Source organism: Micromonospora sp. M61 (assembly GCF_018070245.1).
In the GTDB taxonomy this organism is placed as follows: Bacteria; Actinomycetota; Actinomycetes; order Mycobacteriales; family Micromonosporaceae; genus Micromonospora; species Micromonospora zamorensis.
The window spans coordinates 38,226-44,287 of the sequence record NZ_JAGPYA010000059.1; the positions used below are offsets into that span (position 1 = coordinate 38,226).

Annotated in this window: 6 protein-coding genes; 3 read left to right on the forward strand and 3 right to left on the reverse strand. The window is 72.4% G+C overall.

Annotated features, from left to right (window positions below; translation table 11 throughout):
* Positions 1–31 precede the first annotated feature (31 nt).
* The gene (locus KBX34_RS26705; protein ID WP_088946934.1) at positions 32–688 is read right to left on the reverse strand and encodes a response regulator transcription factor; all 657 of its coding nucleotides are present in this window, start codon (positions 686–688) and stop codon (positions 32–34) included.
* Between the two features lie 95 nt (positions 689–783).
* Between KBX34_RS26705 and KBX34_RS26710 the strand changes: the two genes are divergently transcribed.
* Positions 784–1,917, forward strand: a complete 1,134-nt coding sequence (locus KBX34_RS26710) for a sigma-E factor regulatory protein RseB domain-containing protein (protein ID WP_210927656.1) — start codon at positions 784–786, stop codon at positions 1,915–1,917.
* A gap of 67 nt (positions 1,918–1,984) precedes the next feature.
* On the opposite strand, the gene KBX34_RS26715 is transcribed toward KBX34_RS26710, so the two are convergent.
* Positions 1,985–2,620 carry an SGNH/GDSL hydrolase family protein gene (locus KBX34_RS26715; protein ID WP_210927658.1) on the reverse strand — a complete coding sequence of 212 codons (636 nt, stop codon included), beginning with the start codon at positions 2,618–2,620 and terminating at the stop codon, positions 1,985–1,987.
* A 143-nt stretch (positions 2,621–2,763) separates the two neighbouring features.
* Here KBX34_RS26715 and KBX34_RS26720 point away from each other — a divergent pair, with 143 nt between their 5' ends.
* Positions 2,764–5,058: an ATP-binding domain-containing protein gene (locus KBX34_RS26720; RefSeq protein WP_210927659.1), complete on the forward strand. Its 2,295-nt coding sequence runs from the start codon at positions 2,764–2,766 to the stop codon at positions 5,056–5,058.
* A 103-nt stretch (positions 5,059–5,161) separates the two neighbouring features.
* Here KBX34_RS26720 and KBX34_RS26725 read toward each other — a convergent pair whose 3' ends face one another.
* Positions 5,162–5,581, reverse strand: coding sequence for a hypothetical protein (locus tag KBX34_RS26725; protein WP_088951551.1), 420 nt, complete (start codon positions 5,579–5,581; stop codon positions 5,162–5,164).
* 190 nt (positions 5,582–5,771) lie between these two features.
* Here KBX34_RS26725 and KBX34_RS26730 point away from each other — a divergent pair.
* The coding region (locus KBX34_RS26730; protein ID WP_307871503.1) for a glycerophosphodiester phosphodiesterase family protein at positions 5,772–6,062 on the forward strand (291 nt) is incomplete at its 3' end.

Here is a 6,062-nt window from a genome sequence, read left to right on the forward strand (position 1 = left end):
CCCCGGCGGGCACCCACCGGGGCGTCGCTGGTCACGTCGCCAGCCGGTAACCGGCGCCCCGGACCGTCTCCAGCCGGTCGCGGCCGAGCTTGCGGCGCAGGTAACCGACATACACCTCGACGGCGTTCGGCGCGGTCTCCACGCTCGCGTCCCAGACGTGGTCCAGCAGCTCGGTCTTGGAGACGACCTGGCCGGGCCGGCGCATCAGGTAGTCCAGCAGCGCGAACTCCCGCGCGGTCAGGGTCACCTCGTCGTCGGCCCGGGTCACCCGTCGGCGGGCCGGGTCCAGTCGCAGGTCACCGACCGCCAGCACCGCCGGGCGTTCCGGCGCGCCCCGGCGCAGCAGCGCCCGCAACCGCGCCAGCAGCACCACGTACGAGAAGGGTTTGGTCAGGTAGTCGTCGGCCCCGCAGTCCAGGCCGTCAGCCTGGTCGTACTCGCCGTCCTTGGCGGAGAGCATCAGCACCGGCAACCAGTGCTGCTCGGCCCGCAGCCGCCGGACCAGCTCGTAGCCGGAGAGGCCGGGCAGCATCACGTCGAGGATCATCGCGTCGTACCCGCCGTGCCGGGCCGCGTCCAGGCCGGCCGGACCGGTCCCCGCCACATCCACCGCGAACCCCTCCGCCTGGAGGCCGCGCTGCAGGGCGGCCGCCAACCGGGCTTCGTCCTCCACTACCAGTAAGCGCACGGTCCAAGGGTGCCACCCGGGTCAAACGTGCTGGTCCGCCGTCCTCAGCACACTCACAGCGCACAGGGAGGAGGATGTGCGGAGGAGGTGTCACCATGTCCGTTCTGAGAAGCCGTCCCGTCCTTCGTTGGCTGGTCCCGGCCACGGCTGCCGTCGCCGTCATCGGCGGGGGCGCGGCGATCGGCACGTTCGCCGCCGAGGCGGAGCCGAGCCTGCCACCGCGTACCGCGGCCCAGCTTCTGGTCGATCTGCAGACCTCCCGGCTGGAGGGGTTGTCCGGGACCGTCGTGCAGCGCGCCGATCTCGGCCTGCCACCACTCGTCGGGCTGGTCTCCGGCAATGAGCTGACCACCATGCTGACTGGCACGCACACCCTGCGGGTCTGGTATTCCGGCCCGGATCAGCAGCGGGTCGCGCTGCTGGACACCCTGGGCGAGCAGGACGTGATCCGCAACGGCCGGGACGTCTGGACCTGGCAGAGTCGCAGCAACACCGCCAAGCACCTCACGCTGGGCGGCGACGCCGGAAAGCCGGTCCCCGACGCGGCGGCGACCATGCCGGCCACCCCGCAGCAGGCCGCCGACCTGGCGTTGGGCGCGATCGACCCGAGCACCGAGGTCAGCGTCGGCCGGTCGGCCACGGTCGCCGGCCAGGACGCCTACGAGTTGGTGCTCCAGCCGCGCGACAAGGACTCACTGGTGCACCAGTTGCGGATCGCCATCGACGCCAAGCAGCACGTCCCGCTGCGCTTCGAGGTGCTCGCGAAGGGCAGCGACCGGCCGGCGTTCGAGATGGCCTTCACCCAGGTCGACTACCGCCGCCCGGACGCCGACCAGTTCACCTTCAACCCGCCGCCCGGTGTGACCGTCACCGAGGAGAAGGCAGAGCGGTCGGCCGCCGGCCCGGGTGCCGGCAAGCCTGGCCACGCCGCACCCTCGGGTGAGCCGCAGGTGCGTACGGTGGGCTCCGGCTGGACGACCGTGCTGGTCGGCCGCCTCGACGGGCTCGAAGGCGGCCCGAAGACCTCCGCGAAGCCGGCTACGCCACCGGCCGGCTCGCCGGACGTGGACATGTCGAAGCTGCTCGGTGGGCTGCCGGCGGTCAGCGGTGACTGGGGCAGCGGTCGGCTCTTCAGCAGCAAGCTGTTCAGCGTGCTGCTCACCGATGACGGGCGGGTGCTCGCCGGAGCCGTCACCCCGGAGCGGCTGTACCAGGCCGCGCGCGGCTGATCCACACGGTGTTCGCGCCGGGTCGACCTGACGGTCGGCCCGGCGCTTCGCTGCGGTGGACGCCCGGTCAGTGGGCGGAGGTCACACCGAGTGCGGTGAGGTAGGCGTCGGCGAGGACCGCGTGGCCGGGCAGGTGGGGATGGACCCGGTCGTCGGCCCAGCGCGTCGCCGGGCTCACCGCCAGCACCCGGTCGAACGCCGCCTGGTTGGCCACGTGCACCGCGTCGAACTCGGTGGCCAGCCCCGCCACGACCGCCGCGTACCGGTCCGTGTCGGCGCGTTGCGGGACGCTCCGGTCCGCCTCGATGAAGAACGGGTCACCGAGGATCAGTCGGCAGCCGGTGGCGGCGACCGCCCGACGGATCAGGTCACGCAGGGTGCGCTCGTATTCCTCGATGCCGACTGCCTCATCCGGCCGGTCGCCGTAGTGCCGCCAGATGTCGTTGATGCCGATCAGCACCGCGAGCCAGTCGGGGCGCTCGCCGATGGCGTCGTCGTCCCACCGGGCGGCCAGGTCCCGCACCGTGTCGCCGCCCACACCCCGGTTGACCCACTCCAACTCCAACTCGGGGTGCCGTGCGTCGACCAGGGCGCGCACGAGGCTCACGTATCCGCTGCCGTAGGGCGCGGCGACGTCGCGTCGACCACAATCGGTGATGCTGTCCCCTATGAAGACCACCCGTTGCCCGGTCCGCAGGATCATCCGCCACCTCGCGATCACCGGCGCGCCGACCCGTCCGGCTTGGTGAGAGCCGACGCGACGCGCTATCTTCAACAGTTCGAGGACACAAAAAAGAACGGCTAAAAGCCGTTCCTGCAAAGGATTCTAATCTTTAGGGAGACGGCTTGTCAAGGCACTCCGGCGGTTCCGGCGAATTGCCGCTCGACGACGAGATCGGTCGCGAGCAGGAGTACGTCTCGATGCTCTACGACCGGCTGGACGGGCTGCGTGAGCAGGCCGCCCACCGGCTCACCGCCGAGCTGCGCAACACCGGCGGCACACTCCAGGACCGCTCGCAGCGCGACAGCTCGGTAGCGATGTACGCCGATCAGGTCGAGCAGTTCTCCGCCGTGGAGAATGGGCTCTGCTTTGGCCGCCTCGACGGTGACGACGACTCCCGCCACTACATCGGCCGGATCGGCATCTTCGACACCAGCGGTGACTACGACCCGCTGCTGATGGACTGGCGGGCTCCGGCAGCGCGCCCGTTCTACCTCGCCACCGCCGCCAACCCGCAGGGCGTACGCCGGCGCCGGCACCTGCGCACCCGGCAGCGGAAGGTCACGGGCCTGAACGACGAGGTGCTCGACATCGACACCGCCGCCCCCGGCGGCCACGAGGAGCTGACCGGCGAGGCGTCCCTGCTCGCCGCGCTCAACGCGGGCCGGACCGGCCGGATGCGCGACATCGTCGAGACCATCCAGGCCGAACAGGACCAGATCATCCGCGCGGAGCTGCCGGGCGTCATGGTGGTCCAGGGCGGCCCCGGCACCGGCAAGACCGCTGTCGCGTTGCACCGGGCGGCGTACCTGCTCTACACCCACCGACGCGAACTCTCCAGCCGGGGCGTGCTGCTGGTCGGCCCGAACGCGACCTTCCTGCGCTACATCTCCCAGGTGCTGCCGACGCTGGCGGAGACCGGCGTGCTGCTGCGTACCCAGGCTGATCTCTTCCCGGGCGTTAGCGCCCAACGGACCGAACCGGCCGAGACCGCGGCGCTGAAGGGCCGGGCGGTGCTCGCCGAGGTCCTGGCGCTGGCCGTGCGGGACCGGCAGTGGGTGCCGGACGAGCCGCTGGAGATCGAGGTCGAGCGGGAGACCCTGACTCTCGACCCGGAGATCGTGCGGGCCGCCCGGGACCGGGTACGCCGCGTCGACCGCCCGCACAACCTGGCCCGCGCGCTGTTCGACGTGGAGATCGTGCACGCCATCGCCGACCAGGTGGCCGAGCGGATCGGCGCCGACCCGCTGGGCGGGGACAACCTGCTCGACGAGGCGGACCGGGCCGAGATCCGCCGCGAGCTGCGCGAGGAGACGGAGATCCAGGCCGCCCTGGACCGGCTGTGGCCGGTGCTCACCCCGCAGCGGCTGCTCGCCGACCTGTACGCCGACCCGGAGCGCATCGCCGCCGCCACGCCGATGCTGACCGAGGACGAGCGGGCGCTGCTGCGGCGGGAGCCGGGTGGGTGGACGCCGGCCGACGTGCCGCTGCTCGACGAGGCCGCCGAGCTGCTCGGCGAGGACGAGCGCGCCGCCGCCGCCCGGCGGGACCGCATCCGGATGATGGAACGGGAGTACGCCGAGGGCGTGCTGGAGATCGCCCGGGGTTCGCGCTCGATCGACGTCGAGGACGAGGCCGAGGGCGGTGAGATCCTCGGCGTCACCGACCTGATCGACGCGGACCGGCTGCTGGAGCGGCAGGAGGAGGCCGACCGCCTCACCACCGCGCAGCGGGCCGCCGCCGACCGGACGTGGGCGTTCGGCCACGTCATCGTGGACGAGGCACAGGAGCTCTCGCCGATGGCGTGGCGGCTGCTGATGCGCCGCTGCCCGAGCCGGTCGATGACGATCGTCGGGGACGTCGCACAGACCGGCGCGCTCAGCGGCACGCCCTCCTGGGCGGACGCCCTGGCCCCGTACGTCGCCCAGCGGTGGCGGCTGACCGAGCTGACGGTCAGCTACCGCACCCCGGCCGAGATCATGGCGGTCGCCGCCGAGGTGCTGGCGGAGATCGACCCGGCGCTGCGTCCGCCGCGCTCGGTGCGGGAGAGCGGCGTACCTCCGTGGGACCGCGCGGTGCCCGACGAGCGGTTGGCGGCGGAGCTGGTCGCCGAAGCCGCCCGCGAGGCGGCCCGGTTGACCGAGGGTCGGCTCGGCGTGCTGGTGCCGGTCGGCCGGGTGGGTGAGTTGGGTGCGGCAGTGACCGCGGCCCTGCCGGAGGCCGCCGTGGGCGAGCACCCCGAGCTGGAGAGCCGGGTCGTGGTGCTGACCGTGGCGCAGGCCAAGGGGTTGGAGTTCGACTCGGTGCTGGTCGTCGACCCGGACCGGATGGTGGCCGAGTCGCCGCGTGGGCGCAGCGACCTGTACGTCGCGCTCACCCGAGCCACCCAACGCCTGGGCATCCTGCGCCCCACAAGCTGATCCCCCACGGCCTCCCGGCCAACCCCTGCGTCGATCATGAGGTTGGCGTGGACTGTCATCTCCGACAGCCACGCCAACCTCATGATCACGGCGGGGTTCCGCTCTAGTCGCCTGCGTGATCCTGGGTGGACTTGGCGGGTCCGGTCGCGGACGTGGACTGGTCGCTGGTGCTCCCGCCCATCGGGGTGCTCAGGCCGCCGGTGGTGGCGTCGCCGGTCGTGGTCGGTGCGACCTTGCCCGGGTGTCGCTCCGGCTGCCGGGCCACCCTGCGTACGCTCGCCGGACCGGCGGTGCCACCGGTGGTGGTCACCGCGCCCTGCCCGCCGACCGGGCCGCCGTCGCGCAGCACCTGCGGATCGATCCGTTCGTGCGCCGGGTCGAGCGGGTCGTCGCGCTGAATCTCGCTCAGCACATCGGTGCGGGGCACCGTCACCTCTTCGACGGCTCCCTTGCCGTACACGCCTCCGGCGATCCGATCCTCGGCCTGGCGGGCGGCGTCCTGCCGCATGTCGTCCTCACGCACGATCATCACCTCGCAGAAGCTGTGGAACTGACTGCGTGCCCGGCCACCCGCCGACCAAACCCGGCGTGACCGGGAGGTCGTCCACGGCGGTTCACCGTCGCGCCGCCCACTGGCCGCCTGCCCGCAGTCCGAGATGTCCATGCTGTCCGGCGACCGGTGGGAGATGCCCGCCGGCAGAGGGGATGACAGCGTGCGCACAGTACGCCGTACCGCCGTCGCGGCTCTGGTGGCCGCGACGGTGACGACCGGGTTCGCGGTTCCCGCCCAGGCGAAACCGCGACCGGACCGGACATTCGACGTGCAGGCCCACCGGGGCGGCCTCGGGCTGCGGGTGGAGAACACCCTCGCCTCCTTCGGCAACGCCCTCCAGCTCGGGGTGACCACCCTCGAACTGGACGTGCAGATCACCGAGGACGGTCAGGCCGTCGTCACCCACGACCGGAAGATCAGTGGCGCCAAGTGCGTCGACACCGCCCCGGTG